This window comes from Burkholderia sp. 9779_493 (assembly GCF_015712215.1).
Taxonomy (GTDB): domain Bacteria; phylum Pseudomonadota; class Gammaproteobacteria; order Burkholderiales; family Burkholderiaceae; genus Burkholderia; species Burkholderia cenocepacia.
In genome coordinates this window covers 1-24,031 of the sequence record NZ_JACCQA010000061.1, presented here as the reverse complement: position 1 = coordinate 24,031, position 24,031 = coordinate 1, and the positions used below count along the sequence as shown (strand labels likewise).

16 protein-coding genes and 1 pseudogene are annotated in these 24,031 nt (G+C 64.3%); 7 read left to right on the top strand and 10 right to left on the bottom strand.

The features are described 5' to 3' along the window. Positions 1–675: 675 nt before the first annotated feature. Entirely contained in the window at positions 676–1,119 is a 444-nt protein-coding gene (gene yiaA / locus H0X95_RS34090) for an inner membrane protein YiaA (protein WP_011544671.1), read from the bottom strand. A gap of 103 nt (positions 1,120–1,222) precedes the next feature. Then, the gene (locus tag H0X95_RS34085; protein WP_048986371.1) at positions 1,223–2,170 is read right to left on the bottom strand and encodes a cupin domain-containing protein; all 948 of its coding nucleotides are present in this window, start codon (positions 2,168–2,170) and stop codon (positions 1,223–1,225) included. Between the two features lie 129 nt (positions 2,171–2,299). On the opposite strand from H0X95_RS34085, the gene H0X95_RS34080 reads away from it, so the two are divergent. From H0X95_RS34080 to cysC, 3 genes are all read left to right on the top strand, one after another. Continuing rightward, positions 2,300–2,629: a carboxymuconolactone decarboxylase family protein gene (locus H0X95_RS34080; protein ID WP_006484989.1), complete on the top strand. Its 330-nt coding sequence runs from the start codon at positions 2,300–2,302 to the stop codon at positions 2,627–2,629. Positions 2,630–2,829: 200 nt separating this feature from the next. Continuing rightward, on the top strand, positions 2,830–3,663 hold the full coding sequence (locus H0X95_RS34075; RefSeq protein WP_011544669.1) for a class II glutamine amidotransferase: 834 nt from the start codon (positions 2,830–2,832) through the stop codon (positions 3,661–3,663). Between the two features lie 731 nt (positions 3,664–4,394). Then, on the top strand, positions 4,395–4,958 hold the full coding sequence (gene cysC, locus H0X95_RS34070; RefSeq protein ID WP_006497462.1) for an adenylyl-sulfate kinase: 564 nt from the start codon (positions 4,395–4,397) through the stop codon (positions 4,956–4,958). 111 nt (positions 4,959–5,069) lie between these two features. Here cysC and H0X95_RS34065 read toward each other — a convergent pair whose 3' ends face one another. The 7 genes from H0X95_RS34065 to H0X95_RS34035 form a co-directional block, all read right to left on the bottom strand. Continuing rightward, positions 5,070–5,750 carry a GNAT family N-acetyltransferase gene (locus tag H0X95_RS34065; protein WP_124550312.1) on the bottom strand — a complete coding sequence of 227 codons (681 nt, stop codon included), beginning with the start codon at positions 5,748–5,750 and terminating at the stop codon, positions 5,070–5,072. Further along, complete coding sequence (locus tag H0X95_RS34060) at positions 5,747–7,075, bottom strand: aminotransferase class I/II-fold pyridoxal phosphate-dependent enzyme (protein WP_084750845.1); 1,329 nt, start codon at positions 7,073–7,075, stop codon at positions 5,747–5,749. The genes H0X95_RS34065 and H0X95_RS34060 overlap by 4 nt, the downstream gene beginning before the upstream one ends. Before the next feature lie 64 nt (positions 7,076–7,139). Beyond that, the gene (locus H0X95_RS34055) at positions 7,140–8,057 is read right to left on the bottom strand and encodes a UDP-3-O-acyl N-acetylglycosamine deacetylase (RefSeq protein WP_196446385.1); all 918 of its coding nucleotides are present in this window, start codon (positions 8,055–8,057) and stop codon (positions 7,140–7,142) included. Next, positions 8,054–15,691, bottom strand: coding sequence for a type I polyketide synthase (locus H0X95_RS34050; RefSeq protein ID WP_196446384.1), 7,638 nt, complete (start codon positions 15,689–15,691; stop codon positions 8,054–8,056). The genes H0X95_RS34055 and H0X95_RS34050 overlap by 4 nt, the downstream gene beginning before the upstream one ends. A gap of 3 nt (positions 15,692–15,694) precedes the next feature. Further along, on the bottom strand, positions 15,695–17,260 hold the full coding sequence (locus H0X95_RS34045) for an LTA synthase family protein (RefSeq protein WP_196446383.1): 1,566 nt from the start codon (positions 17,258–17,260) through the stop codon (positions 15,695–15,697). Then, positions 17,214–17,999 (bottom strand): SDR family NAD(P)-dependent oxidoreductase, encoded by a 786-nt coding sequence (locus H0X95_RS34040; RefSeq protein WP_175781130.1) that lies wholly within the window; start codon positions 17,997–17,999, stop codon positions 17,214–17,216. Before H0X95_RS34040 ends, H0X95_RS34045 begins: the two co-directional genes overlap by 47 nt. Next, positions 17,992–19,197, bottom strand: a complete 1,206-nt coding sequence (locus H0X95_RS34035; protein ID WP_077178411.1) for a capsule biosynthesis protein — start codon at positions 19,195–19,197, stop codon at positions 17,992–17,994. Before H0X95_RS34035 ends, H0X95_RS34040 begins: the two co-directional genes overlap by 8 nt. 454 nt (positions 19,198–19,651) lie before the next feature. Between H0X95_RS34035 and H0X95_RS34030 the strand changes: the two genes are divergently transcribed. From H0X95_RS34030 to H0X95_RS34015, 4 genes are all read left to right on the top strand, one after another. Beyond that, positions 19,652–20,809 carry a hypothetical protein gene (locus H0X95_RS34030; protein ID WP_196446382.1) on the top strand — a complete coding sequence of 386 codons (1,158 nt, stop codon included), beginning with the start codon at positions 19,652–19,654 and terminating at the stop codon, positions 20,807–20,809. 8 nt (positions 20,810–20,817) lie between these two features. Then, positions 20,818–21,612 (top strand): ABC transporter permease, encoded by a 795-nt coding sequence (locus tag H0X95_RS34025; RefSeq protein WP_027807951.1) that lies wholly within the window; start codon positions 20,818–20,820, stop codon positions 21,610–21,612. After that, positions 21,609–22,262: an ABC transporter ATP-binding protein gene (locus tag H0X95_RS34020; protein WP_196446381.1), complete on the top strand. Its 654-nt coding sequence runs from the start codon at positions 21,609–21,611 to the stop codon at positions 22,260–22,262. The genes H0X95_RS34025 and H0X95_RS34020 overlap by 4 nt, the downstream gene beginning before the upstream one ends. 112 nt (positions 22,263–22,374) lie before the next feature. Next, entirely contained in the window at positions 22,375–23,559 is a 1,185-nt protein-coding gene (locus H0X95_RS34015) for a glycosyltransferase family 4 protein (protein WP_230878333.1), read from the top strand. A 24-nt stretch (positions 23,560–23,583) separates the two neighbouring features. Here H0X95_RS34015 and H0X95_RS34010 read toward each other — a convergent pair. Continuing rightward, positions 23,584–23,904 (bottom strand): annotated as a pseudogene (locus H0X95_RS34010) (glycosyltransferase); the annotation flags it as partial. Between the last annotated feature and the right edge of the window lie 127 nt (positions 23,905–24,031).

Genomic DNA, 24,031 nt, shown 5'->3' with positions numbered 1-24,031 from the left:
GTGCGGGCCGCCTTCGACTGGAAATCAGCGATGAACCAGTTTGCTATCCTGTTCGGCGAGCGATTCACGCAGGCGCGTGGATAACCTGTTGTTCAACCGCCTCGCCCACAAAAATGCGGACAGGTTCCAACAACTTCGCGCACGCGGCGTCGACGCAAATGCAACGCCCAGAATGGTACGCGGCCAAACGCGGCGTCTTTCGAAGCAGGCAGCTATTTGGGGGACGCTACAAGAGACCCCAATACGCTCTCCCGTAATCGACGACAGGACGCGCCATGACTTGTGGAAAGCACATATCGAAACCTTGAGCGCCTGGCACCAAATTGCACGCACATTGGCTAACTCCAATGTCCCCAAAGATCGGGCAATGGCGATAGGCGTCGTAGAGTTCGTACGGCAAATGCCCATTTGCTCATTGGGCCCAACGAACAGGCCGCAAGTCCCGGGCTCACTGCCATGGCCGACCCAGTCGACGGAGCGAGGGCGTTCGCCAGCGGTACCAGACCTGCAACTGGACAGAAGTCGCCTGCCATCATTAGATGTTGAGCGCTGATGACTGACCGCCACACGGGCACATGAACAAAGGACAGTGAACCCGCGGCACACCGACGAATGCGGCCATCGCGGACATCATCGCTCAGCAGACGGCTTCGGCGGCTCACGCCCCGCAAGTCGTCACTCTTGAATTGACTGCGCGGAATCGGCGTCGATATAACGCGGCTTCGCGTTCTGCAAGTCGCGCGTGTTCTTCTGCACAGCCACCGAGCCGAACAGCGCGAGCACGAACGACATCGCATAAAAGCCCTTCTCGCTCAACTGCAGCGTCGCGTTGAACAGGCCGACGATCAGCAGCGCGATCGACAGCAGCAGCGCGATCCAGCTGAGGCCGTAGTAGATGCCGGTGACGGGAATGCCTTCCGCGCGATCGCGCACGCTCTTCTGCAGCGAGATCGCCGCATAGAGGCCGAACACCAGCACGGTGAAGTAGTAGCCCTTCTCGTTGAGCTGCATGCCGGCGTTCCAGAGCCCGATTAGGAAGGCTGCGAAACCGGCGAGCAGCGCGGCCCACGATGCGGCCACGAACGCGAACGACGGTTGCTGGATGGTGGTCTGGTTCATTGCTGTGCCCTCTCTTTCTTGTTGTTCGAAGTCGTTGTCATTGAACTGCGTTTTGCGCATGGTAGCAGCTTTGGCGCGCGTCACGACGGGCACGATTGCATGCTCACGTTTCGCGCCGCGCGCGCCGCCAGCGCCCCGGCGTCGTGCCGAGCACCGCGCGAAACGCCTTGCCGAACGCGGCCTCGGACTGGTAGCCAACCGCCTGGCCGATTTCCGCCTGTCCGCGCTGCGTGTCCTGCAGCAGCGCGCACGCATGCATCATCCGGATCTGCGCGACGAACGCGCCGACGCTCATCCCCGCCTTCTCGCGGAAATGCCGCGCGTAGGTCGCACGCGACATCGCCGCCGCGGCGCCGAGCGATTCGACCGTCCACGGTTGCGCCGGCGCCTGCAGCACGGCCTGGACCGACGGGCCGAGCCGCGCATCGGCCGCGAGCGCGAGCCAGCCGGACGGCACGCGCGCGCCGCGACCGTATGCGCGCAACGCATAGGCGAGCAGCGCCTGCCCGAGCGCATTCACGATCGCGCCAGCGCCCGGCTGCACGTTCGACGCCTCGGTACGCAGCACACTCGTCAGCAGTTGCAGCGGCACGGCCCCCGAGGTGTCGCGCAACCCGACGTGCAATACCGGCGGCAGCGTACGCATTAGCAGTTCGCCCGCGCCGCGTGCATAGACGAACCGCCCGCAGAGCAGATCCACGCTCGCGTTGCCTGTTGCGGCCGGATCGACATTCGACTTGACCGGCAGCACCGCACCGTCGCCGGCCCCCGAATCGCGCAGCGGCGCGAGCGGCTTCGACCGGTGGCCCGCTGCGTCGAGCAGGTCGTGCGCGCCACCTGCAGGCAGCAGCACGAAATCGCCGTCGGCGAGTTGCAGCGTGCGCCCGTCGGCGGCGCGCAGCCGGCAGGTTCCAGCCAGCACCAGGTGGAACGCCGCCTCGCCGGGCGGCAGCGGATCGTGCGGCATCGCGAACGGGCCGTCGAGCAAGCACCGCACGTCGAGCTCGACATGGCTGCGCCCCAGCGACAGCAGTTGACTCAATGCATCCATGAGACGATTGCGCTAAAAATTGACACTCTAACGTATCGAAACCCTCAGCGCGAGCGATCAGAATAGCCTTGCATCGCACGAGATCGCGGCATCCGCCGCCCTCCTCACTCTTCTCGAAAAGGACGCATCATGCTGAACTGGAACGAATACCGGAAGGAACTCTCGACGCGTATCGGCGACATCGCCAAGCTGTCGCCCGATACGCTGGCCGGCTACAAGGCGCTGTCCGGCGCCGGGGCCAAGACGGGCCATCTCGACGCGAAGACGCGCGAGCTGATCGCGCTCGCGGTGGCCGTCACGACACGCTGCGACGGTTGTATCGCCGTGCACACGGCCGAAGCGGCCAAGCATGGCGCGACCAAGGAGGAAGTGGCGGAAGCGCTCGGCGTCGCGATTGCGCTGAATGCCGGCGCGGCGCTCGTCTATTCGGCGCGGGTGATGGACGCGCTCGGCGACTGAGCCGGCGGGTGCGGCACGATCAGCGGGCCGCACCGCATTGCATCGTATGGCGTTGCGTGGTGCCCGGCCGCACGGCCGGGCGGCTGCGCATCGCGCGTACGGGCCCGCCACGTATGACGATTGTGGGCGACTTGCCTGGACGCGCCTGCGTCGCGGAGTCGGCTACCATGCGCGAACGATACATCGTGAAGGAGCGCTTCATGTGCCGCTGGCTCGCCTATACGGGTAATCCGATCCATCTGGAAACCGTGCTGTTCCGCGCGAAGCATTCGCTGATCGATCAGAGCCTGCATTCGGAGCTGGGCGCCACGACCACCAACGGCGACGGCTTCGGCATCGGCTGGTACGGGCATCCCGACGAACTCCCGTTCCGCTATCGCTCCGTGCATCCCGCGTGGAACGACCGCAACCTGCGCGAAGCCGCGCGTGCGATCCGCTCGCGGATGTTCATCGCGCATATTCGCGCGGCGACCGACACGCCCGTTCAGGAAACCAACTGCCATCCGTTCCGCCACGGCCGCTGGCTGTTCGCGCACAACGGGCTGATCCGCGATTTTCACAAGCTGCGCCGCGACTTGACGATGAAGGTCGATCCCGCGCTGTTCCCGACGCTCGAAGGCTCGACCGATTCCGAGTTGATGTTTCGCCTCGCGCTGACGTACGGCCTCGAGCAGGCGCCGCTGCCCGCGCTCGAACGGATGGTCGGTGTGGTCGAGGAAACCGCCGCGCGGCATCGCGTCGCCGACCCGCTCAACATGACGATCTGCGCGACCGACGGCGAACGGATCGTCGCGGTGCGTTACTCGAGCGAGCGGCAATCGCGCTCGCTGTTCCACAGCACATCGTTCAAGCATCTGCACGAGCTGTATCCGCACAACCCGCGTATCGCCGAAGCCGGCGATGATGCGTTCATGGTCGTGTCGGAACCGCTCGTCGACCTGCGTGGCGCGTGGGAGGAAGTGCCGGAAGGGATGGCGATCGTCGCGCATGGCGCGGATGTGCAGCAGCGGCCGTTCGGGCCGCGGCACAAGTAGCGCCCCGCGGTCCTGACGGAATCGAGCTTCTTCAGATGACGAATACTTCAGCACCACAAGGCAATTGCGGCGAGCCGGTTATGAGAAAGCCGGCGCCCGATACTGCCCAACAATCGGAAGCAATGCAAATCATCGCCCGACAAACGATCGAGTAACGCGCCTCGGATAACGCCCCAATTCGATAATGAGTGACGGAGTCGCCCGACGAAAACGGACGTCGTGCACGTGGTTTTCGCTGAATAAAAATTTAATACTCTTGCGTTTTGATTCCCCCGGAACCAAGACGAAAATCGGCTCTGGGTCGAGAACATATTACGAAGAATTTCTGCGACACTTCGAAGGCAGCCGTTGCTATTCGTCCAACGATTCCGACACAAATCGCCCGCTCCCGTTGCCCTCATGGCGCCGGGCCTGATCGGAACGCACCGCAAATCCGGCAGGGCGATGAAAAAGGGGCGGACATTTTACGGATGTTCCACCTCATCGACGACACGCGATTATTTCGAATTATTACGATGAATCGGCAATCGTTACCGGGCGGTTCGAGTCCGCACGCCGTTGCACCTACCGAAGGCAAAGGTCTTATTCCTGATTAAAATATTCAAGTTACATTTTTTGGAAAGGAACGTTACAATTCGCCGACGGACGAATCCATATCTCAAAAAGTAGCAAAGCAGTTCCGGCACATCGACTCCGAGATGACTCAAGATCTCCAAAACCCTCTTCCTGTCATGCTGACGGGTGATCAATCCGTGCTTTCCAGCATGAAGCAAGATCATGCCTTCGTGGTATGGCTCACCGGTGTCTCCGGTGCCGGTAAATCGACGCTCTCGAATCTACTGAAGGAACAACTCGATGCGCGCGGCCTTCGGTCTTTTCTGCTGGACGGCGACCAGCTTCGCGAGGGATTGAATCAGGACCTGGGATTCAGCGATGCAGACCGCCACGAGAACATTCGCCGAACGGCCGAGGTCGCGCGCCTCATGGTGGATGCCGGGCTCATCGTCATCGTTGCGCTGATCTCCCCGTTTCAGGAGGCGCGCGCCAAAGCACGCGCGCGTTTTCCGCAGGGCATGTTCTTCGAAGTCTTTGTCGACGTTGCGCTGAATGTGGCGGAAGCGCGCGACCCCAAAGGGCTGTATGCGCTGGCAAGACAAGGGACCATCCGGCAATTCACCGGCATCGAATCGACCTATGAAAAGCCGGTATTACCTGACGTGCATGTGCGCACGGGCGAAGCAAGTCCGCTGGAATGCGTGCACGCGATCATGCGGAAATTGCCGTTGAACGGCTGATACGAACACGGTCACCAGCTCGTCTGCGCGTCTACTGCCGTCATCTTTTCCGGCGCGCTATTTTGGCGAGCGACGGCTAAACTGCCTGCCTTACGCCACACCGGCCCACTGTCATGGTTGGCCGCGGCCCGCAAACCTCATCCGAACCGAATCAAGCTCACCCGGCAACCTGCGCGAACGCGCGCGCCGTCGCGGCAGCGCGACGAACCCCAGGCGTTCGTACAGCGCCCGCGCGCGCACGTTGCGCGTCAGCACGTCGAGCACGACATCGCGATCGCCATCGGCCGGCAACGCGCCGGTATCCAGCGCATCGCGAAACAGCGCGCTGAAAACGCCGGTGCCGCGCTGACGTTCATCCGTCGCGCAATGCGCGACGAGGATCTGCGAACGCTTCGGCGCCGGGAGTTCCGTTTCGAGGATCAGCCCGCGCAGCAACTGGCCGATCGTGCGGCGTACGCCAAAGAAACGCGCGAGCGCCCATACGATGTGCACGTCGTCGAACGTCGTTCGCCGCCCGTCGTGAATCGCCATCACCGCGAGCACCGCGCCATCGTCGGCCACTGCGACGCGATGCCGGCGCCACGAGAAACGTCCGTGGCGCGACCGGAACGCCTGCTGCAGAAACGCGATACAGCGCGCGTCGCTTTCGCCGAGAAAGAAGCCGAATTCGGCCACGCCGGACGCGAACACGAGCGACGCGCACGCGGCCGCGTCATCCGCACCAGCCGCGCGACACCGCGCCGGTTCGCCGGCGTGCGGCACCGCGTGCGCGACCGCGGCGGCCTGCGTCACGCGCCGCGCCCCGCGAGGCGCGACAACACGGCGACCGTCCGGCTGATCTGCTCCGGCTCATGCGTCGAGCAGATGAAAAAGCGCAGGCGCGCGGCCTTTTCCTCGACGGCCGGATAGAAGATCGGCTGCACGTTGATTCCTTCGTCGAACATCGCATTCGCCCACTGTGCGGCCTTCAGCGAACTGCCCGTGATCACCGGCACGACCGCGTAGCCGGCGCTCGTGCCCGTATTCAGCCCGGCGGCACGTGCCTCGGTCAGGAACTGCCGGCCGCGCGCCTGCAGTCGCGCGACGCGCTCCGGCTCGGCCTGCAGGCGTTCGAGCGCGGCCAGCGACGCTTCGGCGAGCGTCGGCGCGAGCCCGACGCTGTACAGGAAACCCGGCGCCAGATGGCGCAGCATGTCGACGAGCGGCTGGCAACCGGCGATGAACCCGCCGCAGCCGGCCAGCGTCTTGCTCATCGTGCCCATCCACATGTCGACCTGGTCGGGCGCGACGCCGCAATGCTCGCGGATGCCCTTGCCGGTCGCGCCGAGCACGCCGAGCGAATGCGCCTCGTCGACCAGCAGGAACGCCCCGTGGCGCGTCTTCACGTCGACGAAGCGCTGCAGATCGGGGAAATCGCCGTCCATGCTGTACAGCCCCTCGATCGCGATCAGCACGTGCCGGTATTCGCGGCGCACGCGCGACAGCAGCTCGTCGAGCGCCTGCCAGTCGTTGTGCGGAAAGCTCAGCCGCTTCGCGCCGCTCAACTGCGCGCCCTGCACGATGCTGTTGTGCGCGAGCGCGTCGTGGACCACCAGATCGCCGGGGCCGAACAGCGCCCCGATCACGGTCACGTTGGTCGCATGGCCGCTCACGAACGCGACGCAATCGTCGGTCTCGTAGAACGCGGCGAGCGCACGCTCGAGCGCGCGCTGCACCGGACGCTCGCCCGCGACCATCCGGCTCGCCGAGGCCGAGGTGCCATAGCGATCGATCGCGGCTTTCGCGCGCGCGGACACCGCCGGATCACCGGCCAGGCCCAGATAGTTGTAGTTTGCGAAGTTCAGGTATTCACGGCCGCCGATCTGCGTGGTCGCGCCGGCGACGCCGTCATGCACACGGAAAAACGGCGAGTCGACCCGCAGTTTCTCGCCCATCTCGCGCATGATCCGGACCTGCTGATACTGCGGCATCGATTCGAAGCGGCTGCGTGCCGACGCGGTCTGCGCAGCCGGCGTGCCGGGCACGCCGGGCGCCGCCGCGGCGTCGGTCGCGCGCTCCAGTTGCCGTTTCAGCGCTTTCGCCGCCAGTTGCTGGCGAAGATGCTCTCCCAGTGCCATTGCGTCCTTCGCTCTATCTCGAAAAGACGCTATGTTACGCCGCGTATCTTGAAAAAGTGTGGTTTCAGGTCTCGAAAAACTCGGCCCACTCCCACGCATCGGGCGCGGCCAAGAGCGCATCGACCAGCCGGAAATTCATCTCATGACTCGGCCGCAGCGCGCTCACGCGCGCGAGCAGCGGCGCACCGGCCAGCGCGAGATCGCCGACCAGGTCGAGCACGCGGTGCCGGACGAATTCCTCCGGCAGCCGCATCCCGCCCAGCACGCGATTGCCGACGATCGACGCGGTGCACGACGGCCGCGCGCCGCGCAGGATCGGCACACCACGAAGATAGCCGGCGACGATCGCGGGCACGGCCCACTTCACGCGCCCGTACGAGCGCGACGGTGCGATGTCGGTCGCAAACGCGGCCGGCGTCAGCGCGCCGTCCCAGTGCATGTCGCCGAAGCCGCGCAGGTCGTTGCGCACGCTCAGTTCGTAACGCGGCGCCGGCTCGATCCGCATCTCGCGCCGCTGGTTGCCGTCGCCGTCCGTGACGACGAGCGGCCGCAGCACGCGGATGAAGCGTTTCGGCGCATCGAGCGCGACGCGGCCGCACGCGCGGATCGCGTCCACCCACGGCGTGGCGCTGCCGTCGAGAATCGGCACCTCTTCCGCGTCGAGCTCGACGATCGCGTGATCGATCTCGCACGCGAGCAGCGACGCGAGCAGGTGCTCGATCGTGCGCACGCCGATGCCATCGGCATTGCGCAGCATCGTGCAGAGCGGCTGCGCGCGGCGCAGCGCGGGGTCGACCGGCAACGTCGCGAGCGTGCGCCCGTGCTCGACCCGACGGAACACGATGCCCGTCACGCCGTCTTCCGGATGCGCAGGCAGAATCCGCACGCCGACCCGGCGCCCCGTATGCAAGCCGTGCCCGTCGATCGTCAGCGGGCGCGCCAGCGTGCCCTGCCGCGTCGCCCAGCCGGTCGGCGCGCTCACCGCGCGACCTCCAGCGACGGCGATACCTGCTCGGCAACCGGCGCCGACTGCGCATCGAGCATCGCGCGCGCTTCGCCGTCGATCGCATGCTTCGCGGCGAGTGCCGCGACGGCCTCCTGCGCGGCATCGGCCGCCGACGCGACATCGCAGCCGGCATCGGCCGACGCGCCGATCGAATCGACGATGCGGCCAGCCAGCGTCGTCACCGACGCCCCTTCCGCGATCGCCATCACCGACAGCTTGACCTCGAACGCCTCCTCGACCGCGAGGCCGAGCTCCATCCCCATCAGCGAATCCATGCCCATGTCGAGCACCGATTTGTCGAGCGCGATGCGATCGGGCGTCATGTGCAGAATCCGCGCGATCTGCGCCTGCAGCGTTCGCGCCACCAGCGCGATGGCTTCGTCGCGCGGCAGCGCGAGCACTTCTTCACGCAGTTGCGTGCCGCCGTCGCGCGCATCGCCGCCCTTCGCCTGCGATTGCAGCAGCGCGTACCGGCGCGCCTTCGCGGCCGGCATTCCGCGCGCCACCGCGTGCCAGTCGAGCCGCACCACCGCTTCGCCGGCCGCACCCGCCACCAGCACGCGCTCGAGCGCGGCCATCGCCTCGTCGGACGTGATCGACGCGCCGCCGATCCGCGACTGCAACGCTTCGCGCGTATCGGCGTGGCGTGCGAGGAAGCCGACGTCCTCGAGCGGCCCCCACGCCATGAACGTGCCGGGCAAGCCTGTCGCGCGGCGATGTTCGACCAGCGCCTCGAGGAAGGTGTTGGCCGCGACGTAGTTCGATTGCCCCGGATTGCCGAGATAGGTCGTCGCCGACGAATAGACGACGAACAGGTCGAGCGGCAGCCCGCGCGTCGCGCGATGCAGGTTCCACGCGCCCGCCACCTTCGGCGCGAGCACCGCGGCCATCCGCGCGTCGTCGAGATTGCGCACGAGGCCGTCGTCGATCGACATCGCGGAATGCAGCACGCCCTTCAGCGGATGGGCGCCTCGGACGATCGCGGCAATCATCGCGTCGACCGCCGCGGCGTCGGTCACATCGCACGACACGACGTCGACGGTGACACCGAGCGTGTCGCGCCAGCGCGCCACCTCCTCGCGCGCCGCGGCGGCGAGTTCGCCGGAACGGCTCGCCAGCGTCAACCGGCGTGCGCCGTGCTCGACCATCCAGCGCGCGCTCGCGAAGCCCAGGCCGCCCGTGCCGCCGACCACCAGGTAAGCGCCATGCGGATCGAGCGCGAGCGCTTCTGCCCGCGCGACGCCGCGCGTCGGCGCGGGCGTGCCCGACGGATAGGTCACGAGCACCTTGCCGATCTGGCGCGCCTGCTGCATGTAGCGAAACGCATCCTCGGCCCGCTCGGCCGGGAACGCGCGATACGGCAACGGATGCAGCACGCCTGCCGAGAACAGCGCCATCACTTCGCCGAACAGCCGCGCGGTCAGCTCCGGCAACGCACCCATCAACTGGTCGGCGTCGATGCCGAAATAGCTGATGTTGTTGCGGAACGGCCGCAGCCCGATATGGCTGTTTTCGTAGAAATCGCGCTTGCCGAGTTCGAGGAAACGGCCGAACGGACGCAGCGTATCGATGCTGCGCACCATCGCTTCGCCGGCGAGCGAATTCAGCACGATGTCGATGCCCTCGCCGCCCGTCATCGCGCGAATCTGGTCCGCGAACGCCAGGCTGCGCGAATCGAGCACGTGATCGGCGCCGAGCAGGCGCACGAACTCGCGCTTCTCGTCGCTACCGGCCGTCGCGAACACTTCCGCGCCGAAGTGGCGCGCCAACTGGATCGCGGCGATCCCGACGCCGCCCGCGCCGCCGTGCACCAGCACGCGCTCGCCGCGGCGCAGCCGCGCGAGTTCGACGAGTGCGTAGTACGCGGTGAAGAACGTCGTCGGCACGGTCGCCGCTTCCTCGAACGACAGGCGTTCGGGTTTCGGCGCGATGGCCTGCGCGCGCGTCCTGACACGCGTCGCGAACGACGCCGGCGCGAAGCCGAGCACCGCATCGCCCGGGGCGAACTTCGTCACTGCCCTGCCCACCCGGACGACGCGGCCTGACAATTCCATGCCGATCGTCGCGCCCGCGAAGCCGGTCTCGACCGCCTCATCGGACAGGAGCCCCATCGCATACATCACGTCGCGGAAATTCAGGCCGGTGGCCACCGGCTCGATCTCCACCTCGTCGTCGCCCAGCGCGCTTTCCGGCAGCGCGAACCATTCGAGATTGCGCAACGAGCCCGGTGCGTCGAATGCCAGCACCGACGCGCGTGCAATCGCGCCGTCGCTGCGCGCCGCGGCCTGTGCGGCCGTCAGCATGCGCGGTACCAGCCGCCCGTGCGCGCTCAGCACGACTTCTTCCTCGACCGCCGCGCCGGTCAGCTCGCGAATCAGCGCATCGGGAATCCCGTTCGCCGCGGGGTCGACGTCGATCAGGCGGCACGCGAGTTCGGGATGCTCGTTCGCCAGCACGCGACCGAGGCCCCACAGCGTCGCCTGTTCCGGATGCGCGTTCGCGGCGCCGGCGAACGGCGCGCCGCCGCGCGTGACGACGGTCAGCCGCGTGGCCGCGTTCGGCTGCGCACCGAGCGCGCGCACCAGCGCCGCCAGCGCGATCACGCCGTGACGCAGCGCCGCCATCAGGACGTCTCCGGTCGTCGTATCGGCAAGCGGCGTTTCCGGTGCGCAAAACACGACATGCGCGGGCTGCCCGACCGGCAACGACGCGATCGCATCGGCTGCGTGCGTGAAGTCGACGATGTCGGCCGGATAGCCGGCGTGCGCGAGCGCATCGGCCAGTTTCCCGCCGAAACCGCCGGCCTCGGCCGGGGCGTGCATCACGAGCCATTGTTCGCTGCGGGCGAGCGTATCGAGATCGCTCGCGTCGCTGCCGCGCTGCGTGGCCGACGTGCTCGCCGGGTTGCGCGCGACGACGAACGTCGGCGTGCCGTCCAGATCCAGCGCCTGCTCGACATGCCGCACGACGTCGGCAAAGCCCGCACGCGCGAGCGCCGCCTCGAGATCGGTCGGCGCCAGCGGGGCGGGTTCGTCAGCTTCCGTCAATACCGCCTGCGGGGCGAACACGATGTCGGAGAAACGGCCGCGACGCGACTCCGCCAGCAGCAGCAAGCCGCCCGGCGCGAGCCACGAGCGCATCGCATTCAGTGCATCGGCCAGATCATGCCGACCGCTCAGCGCGCGGTTCGCGACGATCAGGTCATAAGGCCCGGCATCGTCGGCGGACAGCGACAGCCGTTCGCCCGGCTGCAGCGCGACCGTACGCACCGCGGCTTGCTCATCCGTATCGAACCCGGCCAATTGGCCGGGCGTCGCTGCGATCGTGTGATCGCAGCGCGCGGCGGCGAGATGCATGCCGAGCGTCTGCAGCACGTCGCCGTCCGTCGCGCCCAGTTCGAGCACCCGCAGCCGGCGCGTCGGTTGCCACGCGTCGACCGCCTGCTCGACACCGGCCGCCAGCAGCGCATGCACGTGCTGCCAGGTCGGCGATGCGGCAAGCAACTGTTCGACCAGGCTGTGACCGGTCGGCGACAGCCAGCGTGCATCGTCCTTCGCGCCGCTCAGCACGTCGGGCAACGCCGCGCCGCAATGGGCAAGCAGCGTCAGCTCGGCCACGTGCCCCGGCGATTCGGCCAGCAGCCCGCGCCACAGGTCGTCGAGCGGCGGCAGCGCCGCGCACGCCGCGTCGTCGCGAACGAGACGCGCGCCGTCACGCACGGCAAGACCGTCCTCGACTAGCATGTCCGCCAGACGCGCGGCCAGCGCCGCCCGCTCCGGTGCGGGCTGCCACGTGCCGGCGAACACGCCGAGCGCATCGAACGCACGGAGCACGTACAGGCTTGCCAGCACGTCGAGCAGCGGCAGAATCTCGGTCAAATGCTGCGTCCGACGGCCGTCGAGCCCCGCGGCATCGACGCGCGCGACCGCTTGCGCGAGCAACGTGTCGGGCGCCGGCAACGCGGCTGCGTCGACGTCGGTCGGCAACGGCATCTCTTCGAGGCGGTAGACGAAACGCGAAGGCAGGTTCTGGCGGCGGCCGACGAGGTCCACGCGCCGGAACCGGCAGCCACCGAGCCGCGCGACGATCGCGCCCTGCGCGTCGAGGAATTCGAACTGCGCGACGATCGAATGCGGGCTACGCCGATCGATCCGCGCGAGCACGCGGGCGACCGTGTCGCCGCGCAGGTAGTCGACCCGGCCGATCTGCACCGGCACGTAGGCCGGGTGCTCGCCATCGCGTGCATGCGCCGCCAGCAATGCGAACAGCGGATGAAAACCGCTGTCCATCAGCGCCGGATGCAGCAGATAGGCGGACAGCGCCCGCGCATCGCCGCACTCGGCCGGCGCGGCGACCTCGGCCAGCGCGGCGTCCTCGTCCGCGGCGACCCGCACGGTGCGCACCCAGCGGAACGCCGGCCCGTAGCCGAGGCCGATCGCCGCCGTATTCGCATACAGCGTGTCGCCGTCGGCAGCCGGCAGCGCGAGCAGGTGCTCGAGCGTCGCGGCCGGCACGACGCTCGCGGCGCCGAGCGCGTTACCGCTTTCGAGCATCCGCCCCGTCACGTTCAGCGTCCATGCGCCGTCGGACATCCGGTCGCGCGTCTCGATCGTAAACGTCGCGGTGCGCGGCTCGATCACGAGCCGGAACAGCTTCGCCTGCTGCGGCTGGAACACGACCGGCGTGCGGATCTCGACGTTTTCGAGCGCCGCATCCGGCGTATCGAAGAAGGTGCGCGCCGCGGCGAGCGCCATTTCCACGTAGCCGGCGCCCGGGAATGCCACGCCGCCGTCGACGACGTGATCGGCCAGCATCGGCAGCTTCGCCGGATCGAGCTGGTTTTCCCAGCCGAATGCGTGTTCGTGCAGCCGATAGCCGAGCAGCGGATGCTCGCGGCGGCGATTGACGAGACCATAGCCCTCGACGGTCGGCGTCAGCCAGAAGCGGTCGCGCTGCCACGGATACGACGGCAACGCCGCGCGCGCCGCGCCGGGCGCGAAGCGGTCGGGATCGACGTTCGCGCCGTGCGCGATCACCGCGAGAATCGCGTGCCGCAACGTCGCCGCGCTGCCGTGGTCGCGCTTGAGCGTCGGCAGCACCGCGCCGGTCACGCCGGCGGCCGTCAACGCCTGCTTCACGTAGGTGCGCAGGATCGAATGCGGCGACACTTCGACGAACACCCGGACGCCCTGCTCGATCAGGTGCGCGATGCCGTCGCCGAAGCGCACGGGCTCGCGAATATTGCGCCACCAGTAGCGCGCATCCAGTTCGTTGCCCGCGAGCGCGCCGCCGGTCACGGTCGATACGAACGTGCCGTTGCCCGGTTGCGGCCGCAGGCTGGCCAGTTCGGCCAGCACGACCGGCTCGATGCGATCCATGTGGCTGCTGTGGAACGCATAGTCGAGATCGAGCATCTGGAAGAACTTGCCGCTGCCGCGCAGCGCCGCCTCCAGCGCCTGCAAGCCCTGCAGCTCGCCCGCGAGCGTCACCGCGTCGGGGCTGTTGATGCCGGCCACCTCGACCCGGCGCACCAGCCCGTGGCGCGCGATCAGCTCGCGCGCGGCCGCCTCGCCGATGCCGACAGCCGCCATCCGGCCGCTACCACGCGTCATCGCCTGTGCGCGGCTGCGGATCTTGATCACGCGCACCGCGTCGGCGAGCGACAGCGCACCCGTCACCCACGCCGCTGCAATTTCGCCGACGCTGTGGCCGATCGCCGCGTCGTAGCGCATGCCGCGCGCGTCGATCACACGAATCATCCCGACCTGGATCGCAAACAGCAGCGGCTGCGCGTTCTCCGTCGCGGCGAGCCATTCGGCGCCCGCGCCGGCCAGCCATTCCGCGCTCGGACCGCCGCGCATCACGTCGACGAGCGACGGGCTGCCGTCCTCGCACCACAGCGCGTCGACTTCGTCGAGCGCCGCACGGAAAACCGCGTTCTCCGCATAGAGTTCGTTGCCCATCCCGACCCACTGGCAACCATTGCCCGAGAACACGAGTGCGGTACGCAGCGCGTCCGCGGGCGCCTGGCCGGTTGCCACGCAGGCCGGCAGCCCTTCCTGTGCCGGCTGGGCCAGTGCCGCCAGCGCCGCGCGGCCTTCGGTTGCATCGACCGGCGCGACGATCGCGCGATGTTCGAGCCACTGGCGACGACGGGCGGCCGCGGCGGCCAGCGCCTGCCAGTCGCCGCCGTTCTCGAGCACGGCCAGATAGCGGCCTGCGAGTGCCGCGAGCGCATTCGCGCTGCGAGCGGTCAGGACGAGCGGCGACGGTTGTGCATGAGCCGGCTCGGGCGCTGCCGTCGGCACGTCGTTTGCGACCGGCGCCTCGGTCAGTACGACGTGGGCGTTCGTTCCACCGAAGCCGAACGAGTTGACGCCGACCGTCAGCGGTGCGCCGCCCGCGTCGAGCGGCATGTAGCGATCGACGACACGCAGACGGCCGCCGTCGAAATCGATCCCGGGATTGGGCGTGACGAAGTGCAGCGAGCGCGGCACCGCGCGATGCTTCAGGCACAGCACGGCCTTCAGCAGACCGGCCATGCCGGACGCCGTCTCGAGGTGCCCGATGTTGGTCTTCACCGACCCGATCAGCAGCGGACGATCGGCCGGGCGCTCGCTCGACACGACGTCGATCAGCGCGCGTGCCTCGATCGGATCTCCCACTGCCGTACCGGTGCCGTGCGCCTCGAGATAGGCGAGCGACTGCGGATCGATGCCGGCGCGCGCGTACACGCTGCGCAGCAGCGACGCCTGCGCGGCCGCGCCCGGCACGCTGATCCCGCCCGGCGAGTGGCCGACCGAGTTCACGCCGGAACCGGCTATCACTGCGTGGATCGTGTCGCCGTCGGCCAGCGCGCGATCGAGCGGCTTGAGCAGCACGAATGCGCCGCCTTCCGAGCGCACGTAGCCGTCGCCGGTCGCGTCGAATGCGCGGCAACGACCGCGCGGCGACAGCATCGACGCCTTCGAGAAGCTGACGAAGCCGAACGGATGCAGCAACAGGTTGACGCCGCCCGCGAGCGCCACGTCGGCTTCACCGGACTGCAGCGCCTTGACGGCTTGATGGAGGGCGACGAGCGACGACGAGCAGGCGGTGTCGACCGACATGCTCGGGCCGCGCAGATCGAACAGGTAGGACACGCGGTTCGACGCGATGCTCAGCGTATTGCCGGTCGCCGAATACGGATCGATCACGTTCAGATCGTCCATGTTGCGGTTGCCGTAATCCGTGCCGGCCACGCCAACGAACACGCCGCAGTTGCTGCCGCGCATATCGGCCGGGCGCACGCCGGCGTCCTCGAACGCTTCCCATGCGAGTTCGAGCAGCAGGCGTTGCTGGGGGTCCATCTGGGCCGCTTCGCGCGGCGAAATGCCGAAGAACGCGGCGTCGAAGCCGGCGACGTTGTCGAGCACGCCGGCCGCGAACGTGTAGCTCTTGCCCGGTTCGCGTTTGGACGGGTGCTGGTAGAAATCGGTACCGAAGCGGTCGGCGGGGATTTCGGTCACTGCGTCGCGTTCGTCGCGCAGCAGTTGCCAGAAGTCGCCAAGATTGTTCGCGCCCCCGGGAAACCGACAAGCCATCCCAATTATTGCAATCTTACTGTTCATCTTTTATGTCGCTTTCTCGGATGCGTGCGGCTGTTCCGCGCGATTTCCGTCATCTTGTACCACATGCAAAAGTACCGACCCAAGCTCTTCGGCTGCCAAATTCCGGCATTCGGGCGTGTCCGTGCCGTAATTTCGCCAAATGAAGTAGTCGCTGGTTTGCGGGGAAACGCCCAGCTTATCGAATACGTGAGGCAGAGCGGGAACGTGATCGCCGTAAAAACAAACGACTGTTTCACGATCGCTGGTACGCAAATGATCGAGCAGGCGCCCGATCATTGCGTCTGCATTTTCAATGTGCCGCAGGTAGGCTGTCAGGTCGCGCCAACTGGCATCTTCGCCAAGAGTATGCCTCGAAGACGATTCTCCAGGCAAAACCTGCTCGAGGTGCAATGGGCCATGGTTTTCCATTGTCATTGCGAAGAGGAAGCGCGGTTCACTCCGAGGTTCGTCCAGTACGTCGATGACGGTATCCAAGACGGCCGAATCGGCAATATACGGTCCGGCTCGTGGGGCGGCGACAAAGCTTTCAATATCCAGAAATTTATCGAATCCGAGCAACGGAAAGACCCGATTCCTTCCGAAGAAGTCTGCATAGTAAGGATGAATCGCGACAGTCGTGTAACCGCCCCGCCGAAACCAGGCTGCAATCGTTGTACACGCGCGTCGTACGAAAGCGTAAGGGTAGAAACGGGCGTAGCCGAGACGCGCGGACGTCAGTCCGCTCAGCATCGCAAACTCTGTACGCATCGTGTTCGCTCCCCAGGCCGGCACGAGCAGTTCACCGTGGCAGATGGATTCCCCGCGCGCAATGTCCAGATTCCGGTAGTTCGCCGAATCGATCGCCGACCCAAGACGCCTCGCGTCGAAATACGATTCGCTCTGGATTACGATCACATCAGGGCCCGTAGTCGGCGCACCCGATTCGAATGGACCTGTCCGGGCAGCCTCTTCAAATGCGCGCAGCGTCGCGGGACGCAGGCCGTTCACCAGATACGCGACGAATACTGCAAAAAATCCATGCCGCTGCTGGTCCGCGCCGGCATCCAGCGTAAGCGGCAAGCGTGTCGCCAGCCAACAGGTCATGACCGCGGACGCCACGATGAGCGCCATCACCGGCCAGAGCGCTCCGTCGAACGGTCGCTCTGCGAAGAACCCGCTCAGCAGCGCCGTGACGCCAATTACGATTCCGATCACCTTGCCGACGCTCAGAAACGGCAGGTATAAGCGGGGATGGGCGAACAACTGGCTGAACAGACTCAGATCGGTAAAAACAAACGGCTCACGCAGCGACTCATACTTTGCATTGCTCACCGTTGCCAACAGGCCGACCAGCGCGATCGCAATGCAGGCGGAAAACAGGAGACGCCGGGTCACGATCAACATCGCGCCGGTCAAAAACATCAGCGCGAAGACATGCAATATGAGTGCAACACCGGAACGTCGTCGCGCACGGGGTAGCGCAAACGCGTCCAGCGCGAACGACGCGCCGAGCGCGGCCGCAAGCGACAGGCTAACGCTCAAGCTAGCGCTCCCGTCCCGGCAGATAAGACAGTCGGCCAAGTATCGCATCGCCCAGCCGGGCCGGCAGAAGCGTCAACAAGCTCATGCCGAGCGCGAGCATCCCCGGAAACGCAATGACGGCCCGCCGCGCAGCCAGTTTCCGGCGAATATGACCAGCGGCCCTGTCTGCCGACCACATGAACGGCTTGTCCCCTGGAAAGACGTCACTCATCGCAGTCTTGACGAAGCCGGGCAACACGATCGCAAGATGCACGCCTCTCTGCGCCAGCAGAGGCCGCACCGAATCGCCGTACGCCTTGAGTGCGGCCTTGCTTGCGCAATAAGCGGGCGAAATCGCCATGCCGCGTATCGCAGCAATGGAACTCACCAGCGCGATCTGTCCGCTCCGACGCTCCCGCATACGCGCGGTCACCGGCAGTACCGCATGCATCGCCCCGTAGAAATTGGTGTCGACGACTGCCGCCACACGATCAAGCTCCTCCCAATCGCTATCCGAATCGAGCGTACTGGCCACTCCGGCGTTGGCAATCAGCAGGTCTATCGGATAAGTGTCGTCGAACTGCCATAACCACACTCGCATCGCCTCGGCGTCTCGCACGTCGACCTGTGCCGTGACAACCCTCGCGCCGAGCGCGCGACAGGCGTCGGCGCAGGCATCGAGTCGTCGTACGTCCCGACCAACGAGCCCCAATACCACACCGGGCGCCGCATAGACGGTCGCGAGCGAACGCCCGATGCCGGCACTTGCGCCGGTAATGACAACGTGACGAGGCACCGCACTACCCATGCGCGGCCTCGAGACGAACAACTGCTCCGGCAACCGCCATTTCGATGCCCGTGCGTGTATAGAAGTCGCCGTTGATCTGTGTGTGATGGACCACGTAGTCCAGAAACGCCTGGTACAGATTCATGTCGGGCGGAGGCGCGTCTGGCCAGAAGTCGTCAAGCTCACCCTGCCATGTCAGTCCCGGCATGTTGTAGATCGCCGTACCGAGCGCGATCAACGGGCGGCGATGATGCAGAGCCGAAAGCCCGACAGTGCTGTTAACCACGACGACCGCACGTGCATGTTCGAGCAAGGTCGGCAAGTGACCGGCGTTGATGAATCGCAAACGGTCGGCCACGGCGAACTCGTGCGCAAGTCTCATCGCGTATTGGCGATAATCGACGAGCCCCGTGTCGAGCGGGTGGTTCTTGATGACGAGCCACGTATCCGCCGGCGCGTGGCGGGCGAATGATCGAATTACCTTGGCGATCGCGTCGCGGACACCGTCAAACGGTGAATGAACAATTATCTGCGCATCCGAATTCAACTGGAGCGGGAAGAGATAGTACCGTTGGCCGACGTTGAGGAGCTCGCGCGTCACGTGCTCGGCATCACGATGATGGCGGCCCTGGCAAAGTGCGCGCGTGGCAAGACCAGCGTATTCCATGATGCCGTTTCTCGGGCGGTGGCTGCGGTAATGTGGGAACCGTGCCGCGTAAAGCATGTTCGCCGCGCGATAACGGATATCGTGATACGCGCGCTCGCTGAGGTTGTAACCGGTGGACTCGCCGACCGGGCTTGGCGGAATCATGCTCCGCTGGTCGAGGTACCAGGCCGGATCGCGCGGCAGCGACGAACGTCCGTTAACCCCGCCTCTCTCGAGAGTGAGCCAATGAGGACGGACATAGCCCTCTTCAAAAACATGGACCCGCAGGCCGAAGGTCTGCGAAACCGGATGCATATGGCGGTGAATTTCACGACAATCGCCGAACATGATGACGTCTGTGAATTCACCCGCTCGCGTGATCTCCGTGTACCAGTCGGACAAGTCGTTCGGCTTGCCGTCGTAGTCCCACGCATGTTTTGCTCCGCTGTACAGGAGATCCCCGCCACAAAAATTGACCTTGCGTACCGCATGTCCGCGTTCCCGCAAAGCCGCAGAAAGGTGACTGAAAAACGGCGAGGCCGTCCCTTGCAGGACAAGGAATGAGCGAGGCATCTGGTCTGGTCAAACGGCGCATAAGGCCCCCTCGAAATACAGCGGTGACGCCCGCGATGCTTCGATGCAATAAGCCTGTAATGGTTATATGAGGTTCGTGGTCCCGGCAAGGATCGAAGAATACCTCATTACAGCTGAAATCAATATAGGAATGGCGAAAAATGCGGCAAGATGTGGTCACAATCACAACACGATGGCGTCTTGCACATCCGGTGGCTATAATCAGCGGCCTTGGCACGATCTGCGCGTATCTGCCGCTGAGATATGTGTCAACCGAGCACGGCGGCACCCTACTGCGACGAGGCGCCCCTGAGCGCACCAGCAGGCTGCCAACCCGTTTGAAACGTTCTCCGTAGAGTTGGCGATACATTTTTACGGATATTTTTTGCCCTTCGTCACGAGAACGCCACAAAGTGGTGAACCGTGCAAAGGGACCAAACAGCCTGGAAAAGAGTTGGATAACGTATCTAGCAGGACGGCGACATCGGGATCGCCAACAGGAACCAAGAGAGGCCTGATAGAGCAGATCAAGAAGATCAATCGGCTCTTTGCGCTAACGGTGCTCGTGCCCACCACGATCGCAACGGTCTATTATGGGCTTGTGGCATCTGATGTCTATGTTTCGGAATCGCGCTTCGTAGTCCGCAGCCCCCAACGACAAAACCAGACAAGCGTAGTCGGCGCTCTGCTTCAAGGCACCGGGTTCTCACGGGCCCAAGATGACACTTACCCCGTAGTCGACTATATTCAGTCACGCGATGCACTTGCCGAGTTGAATCGCGGTAACTACATCCTTAATTCCTACTCGAATCGGGGCGACATTATTAGCCGATTCAACACAAGCTTCGACGATAGCTTCGAAGCCTTGTGGAAATACTACGGCAAGCACGTCGTATCGGTGGAGTTTGATTCCACGTCTGCAATTACTACGCTCCAAGTTCGAGCGTTTACGTCGAAAGACGCTGAAAAGATAAACCAGACGCTTCTGGAAATTAGCGAGCGCCTCGTAAACCGGATGAACCAGCGGGCAGCGGCGGATACCGTAGAATTTGCCCAGCGTGAGGTCAACCAGGCCGCGGCAAAGGCAAAGGATGCTGCAGCGGCACTGGCAGCCTACCGAAACTCATACACTGTGTTCGATCCAGAGAAGCAATCTGCGCTACAGCTTCAGCAGGTAACCAGCCTGCAATCGCAGATGTTCGCCGCGCAAACGCAGCTCATGCAACTGCAGTCCATTTCGCCGCAAAACCCGCAAATTCCGGTGTTAAAGACGAACATCGAATCGATGCAGAAACAGATTCAGATTGCTACCGGTGGGGTAACTGGTGGCAAGGATTCGCTTTCACAGAAGGCCGCGAACTATGCGCGATTGCAGCTCGATGCGCAATTTGCGGACAAGCAACTTGCTTCGGCGATGACTGCATTGGAAAGTGCTCGAGGCGAAGCGGAACGGAAACAGCTTTATCTGGAAAGATTGGTGCAACCGAATGCACCGGATGTGGCAATAGAGCCCAAGCGACTTAAGTCCGTATTCGAGGTGTTCGCATTGGGAATGATCGCCTGGGGCGTCCTGAGCCTGCTGCTCGCCGGCGTGCGGGAACACCACGATTAAGGACAGGCATCTTGCATCACGACACCCCCTTGCTGAGGTCGCTGCAAATTCAGTTGCGCGTGGTCGGCGCGCTGTTAATGCGCGAGATTCTCACACGGTACGGGAGGCACAACGTCGGCTTCTTGTGGATTTTCTTCGAGCCGATGATGTTCACGCTGGGGATTCTTGGACTTTGGACCGCCACGAAAGCAACCCATGGGTCCAACCTCCCGATTACTGCCTTTGCAGTAACCGGATATTCATCAGTGCTATTGTGGCGCAATTGTGCAAACCGGTGTGCGCTCGCAATCGAGCCAAACCAGGCGCTGCTCTATCACCGGAACGTGCGTGTAATTGATCTTTTCATTGCGCGAGTAGCGCTCGAAATCACTGGCACTACGATTTCCTTTGTATTTCTAACCATCGTCTTCATGACGCTGGGGATGATGTCGGCACCTCAAAATCTGACGCTTATCATCGGTGGCTGGATACATTTGGCAATCTTCGGCAGCTCGCTCGGATTCATTATCGGCGCGTTAAGCGAGCGCAGCGAGGCTGCTGATCGGGTCTGGCATACGGTCGCTTACCTGCTCTTCCCACTATCCGGCGCACTCTTCATGGTGGAGTGGTTGCCGCCCGCCTTTCAGAAAGTCGTCTTGCTGTTACCCATGGTTCACGGTGCGGAAATGCTACGTGCCGGATATTTCGGCACCCTCGTAAAAGCGCACTACGATATCCGTTATATGGTCTGGTGCGACTTGGCACTGCTGTTCATCGGCCTTTCTCTCGTAAAAGATGCAAGCAAGCGGGTTGAACCGGAATGATCGAGCTCGTCGACATCAGTAAGGATTACCACACCCGACAAGGTCGTCGCCGTGTGCTGGATACGATCAACCTGCAGGTGCGAACCGGCGAGAAAATCGGCATTCTTGGCCGCAACGGCGCAGGAAAATCAACCATGATCCGCATGATCAGTGGCGCCGAATTGCCGACCGAAGGCAAGATTCGCCGCAACATGAGCGTTTCGTGGCCCCTTGCATTTGGTGGCGCGTTCCAGGGCAGCCTGACCGGCATGGACAACCTGCGGTTCATTTGCCGTGTGTACGGCGCGGATCCCAAAGCAGCCGAGCCATTCGTCCAGGAATTCTCTGAGCTCGGCTATTATCTGCGCGAACCCGTGAAGAGCTATTCGGCCGGTATGCGTGCGAGACTGGCGTTCGCGATATCGATGGCGATCGAGTTTGATTGTTTTCTGATCGACGAAATTGTGGCAGTGGGCGACAGTCGCTTTCATGACAAGTGCCACCACGAGCTTTTCGAGCGACGGCGAGACAGGGCCCTCATCATTGTGAGCCATGACTCGGGATATATTCGCGAGCACTGTGACCGTGCTGCGGTCCTGGTTCAGGGTAAGCTACACACATTCGACGACATCGAAGACGCCTACACCTTCTATCAAGAAACCGTGGTTTGAAACCGGTCGATTTCGAATGCGTCGCACAGTCAGCACACTAAACGCCGCAACGCTGCAGTGTGCAGCGATATGGTGCGCACCGCGACTCGCGAGTCTCGCAAGGCATGCCGTCATGGCACTTGCCCCGGCCGAAGGCCCAAATGCCCCGTCAAAAAGGACGTTGCTGATCGACGTGTCGATCATTGCATCGCACGACGCCGGGACCGGCATCCAGCGTGTCGTGAAGTCACTGGCGCTCGATCTGCTCGAATCTCCGCCACCCGGTTTCGAGGTTCGCCTCGTCCGGGCTACAAGGACACAGCCCTATCGCTACGCCAGTGCGTGGCAAGCATCGCTTACCGGATCCAGGGTCGCAAAAGAAGATGAGCACCTTCGCATCTCGAAGGGGGATATCTTTCTCGGTCTTGACCTGACCAGCCGCATCTTGCCCCGCCGTCAGGCAGAACTACTTCAATGGCGCACGCAAGGTGTTCGCTGCGCGTTCATTGTTTACGACCTGCTACCGATTCTTCATCCCGAGTGGTTCACACCCCGCGCGCGCCGTTCGTATCGCCACTGGCTATCAACACTCGCGGTACACGCGGACGCGCTGTTTTGCATCTCGAAATCGGTGTCCGACGAAGTGCGCGATTGTTTGAATCGCCGATTCGGATTCGCGCCGAATGAAATAGCGACGCACTGGTTTCACCTCGGTTCCGCCGCCCCCGTTGATTCGTCGCCGAGAAGCGCGGCGAAATCGATAGAGCCGCAGATCTACAACTCCGGTGGCGCCCCCACCACGCTCATGGTCGGAACGATCGAGCCGCGCAAAGGCCATGCCCAGGTCCTTGACGCGTTCGATCGATTATGGCGCGACGGCTTCGAAGGTTCGCTGGTCATCGCCGGTAAGCCAGGTTGGCAAATTGATTCATTGGCTGAACGCCTGACGCAACATGCGGAAGCCGGAAAACGGCTCTTCTGGCTCTCCGAAGTCGATGACGACGAGTTGGGGCGACTATACACGCAGCTCGATGGACTGTTGATGGCGTCGGAGGCCGAGGGCTTCGGCTTGCCGCTCGTCGAGGCCGCACGGTACGGTATGCCGATATTCGCTCGCGATCTCCCGGTGTTCCGGGAGATCGCCGGCGCGCATGCATCATTTTTCACCGCGGACAACGGCAGCGAACTTGCTCCGCAGTTGTCTACGTGGCTGACCAAAATCCAGAGTGGCACGGCAATCGCGAGCAACGCGATGAATGTCCAGACCTGGAATGCCAGTGCAAATCAGCTTCGAACGTTGCTGACGTCGTTAGGCTAGTCGGTGAGTCGCCGCCTGCCATGCTCAGGCGAAACGGCGGCATACATCAAGTGTGCGTTTCGCACATTGATCCCATGTGGTTACACGCGCAACATCGAGGCCACGGCCGATTGCGTCGATACGCCACGCGTTGTCGCACAAGACTCGTTCGATCCCGTCCCGTAGAGCGTCGTGATCGTTTGGCTCGACCAGCCACGCAGCGCCATTCGCCACTTCCGGTAGTGACGAATGGTTCGAGGTCAAGGTAGGTACTCCGCTGGCCAGCGCCTCAAGCACGGGAAGGCCGAATCCCTCATAGATCGACGGAAATAGAAACGCCTTGGCACCCGAATAAAGCAGCGGCAGGGGGCCTGTCAGGAATTTTGTGTTTAAGGCATAACATGCTCCCAAGGAGAATTTATGCCTCGCAAACCGAAAGCCCAGCCGGCGGCTCTGCCGGCGATTCCGGCCGAGTTGCTTGAGCAGTTCGGCA

What these genes read in the sequence shown, in the direction of transcription:
- yiaA (WP_011544671.1), bottom strand. Translation starts at nt 1,119, where the DNA reads ATGAACCAGACCACCATCCAGCAACCGTCGTTCGCGTTCGTGGCCGCA.
- H0X95_RS34085 (WP_048986371.1), bottom strand. Translation starts at nt 2,170, where the DNA reads ATGGATGCATTGAGTCAACTGCTGTCGCTGGGGCGCAGCCATGTCGAG.
- H0X95_RS34080 (WP_006484989.1), top strand. Translation starts at nt 2,300, where the DNA reads ATGCTGAACTGGAACGAATACCGGAAGGAACTCTCGACGCGTATCGGC.
- H0X95_RS34075 (WP_011544669.1), top strand. Translation starts at nt 2,830, where the DNA reads ATGTGCCGCTGGCTCGCCTATACGGGTAATCCGATCCATCTGGAAACC.
- cysC (WP_006497462.1), top strand. Translation starts at nt 4,395, where the DNA reads ATGCTGACGGGTGATCAATCCGTGCTTTCCAGCATGAAGCAAGATCAT.
- H0X95_RS34060 (WP_084750845.1), bottom strand. Translation starts at nt 7,075, where the DNA reads ATGGCACTGGGAGAGCATCTTCGCCAGCAACTGGCGGCGAAAGCGCTG.
- H0X95_RS34050 (WP_196446384.1), bottom strand. Translation starts at nt 15,691, where the DNA reads ATGAACAGTAAGATTGCAATAATTGGGATGGCTTGTCGGTTTCCCGGG.
- H0X95_RS34045 (WP_196446383.1), bottom strand. Translation starts at nt 17,260, where the DNA reads ATGCGATACTTGGCCGACTGTCTTATCTGCCGGGACGGGAGCGCTAGC.
- H0X95_RS34040 (WP_175781130.1), bottom strand. Translation starts at nt 17,999, where the DNA reads ATGGGTAGTGCGGTGCCTCGTCACGTTGTCATTACCGGCGCAAGTGCC.
- H0X95_RS34035 (WP_077178411.1), bottom strand. Translation starts at nt 19,197, where the DNA reads ATGCCTCGCTCATTCCTTGTCCTGCAAGGGACGGCCTCGCCGTTTTTC.
- H0X95_RS34020 (WP_196446381.1), top strand. Translation starts at nt 21,609, where the DNA reads ATGATCGAGCTCGTCGACATCAGTAAGGATTACCACACCCGACAAGGT.
- H0X95_RS34015 (WP_230878333.1), top strand. Translation starts at nt 22,375, where the DNA reads ATGGCACTTGCCCCGGCCGAAGGCCCAAATGCCCCGTCAAAAAGGACG.